This window comes from Streptomyces sp. NPDC048565 (genome assembly GCF_040650935.1).
Classification (GTDB): domain Bacteria; phylum Actinomycetota; class Actinomycetes; order Streptomycetales; family Streptomycetaceae; genus Streptomyces.
In genome coordinates, this window is sequence record NZ_JBEZIH010000067.1 from 1 (window position 1) to 1,010 (window position 1,010).

Sequence of the window (1,010 nt, forward strand, 5' to 3'; positions counted from 1 at the left end):
CTAGGCACTGTTTCTCGGATCATGTTCTGAGCCAGATGACGAGTGCTGCGAGCGTGACGGTGCCGAGGTAGATGTAGGCGCGTTTCTCGTAGCGGGTGGCGACGGCCCGGAAGCCCTTGAGGCGGTTGATGGTGCGTTCGACGGTGTTGCGTTTCTTGTATCGCTCGCTGTCGAAGCCGGTGGGGCGACCGCCTCGGGAGCCTCGGTTCTTGCGGTGTCTTTGCTGGTCAAGGCGTTCGGGAATCGTGTGCGGGATACCGCGTCGTCGCAGGTAGCGGCGGTTTCTGCGCGACGTGTACGCCTTGTCCGCCAGGACACGGTCAGGCCGGGTTCGAGGCCGGCCGACTCCGGTTCGGGGCACCGATACCTGTTCCAGGACCCGCTCGAGCTGGGGTCCGTCACCGTAGTGTCCGGGTGTCAGGACGAACGCGAGGGGCCTGCATCGCCCCTCGGCGGCAAGGTGGATCTTGGTGGTGAATCCCCCGCGGGAACGTCCCAGACACTCGCCGATCTGACCACCTCCTCCAGACGGGCGACCAGTTTCCGCAGTACCCGATCGACCTGGTTCGTCCCCCGTCCGGCCCCCTTTTGAGGAAGGGCGGCCGGAGGAGCCTTCCTCGCACCGGCGGCGTGCTGGTGGGCTCGTACTGCTGTCGAGTCCACCGACACGTCCCAGTCGATACCGCCCGCCGCATCCTCGGCTGCCTGGATGCGGGACAGCAGCATCTGCCAGGTCCCATCAAGTGACCAGCGACGATGTCGTTTATAGACCGTCTCCCACGGCCCGAACCGCTCGGGCAGATCCCGCCACTGCACGCCGGTCCGCACCCGGTAGAGAACCCCGTTGATCACCCGCCGGTGGTCACTCCACCGACCACCACGCGCACCAGCACGAGGCAAGAACGCCTCCAGCCGATCCCACTCCGCATTCGTCAGATCCCCACGACCCATGAAGCCAGCCTGACCCCAACACCCCACCCACGTCAGGAGATCCGAGAAACAGTGCCTAG

The 1,010-nt window shown here is 65.6% G+C and carries 1 pseudogene; it reads right to left on the reverse strand.

The window, feature by feature from the left end:
• Positions 1 to 19: 19 nt before the first annotated feature.
• Positions 20 to 951: pseudogene (locus AB0C75_RS35860) on the reverse strand (IS5 family transposase).
• Between the last annotated feature and the right edge of the window lie 59 nt (positions 952 to 1,010).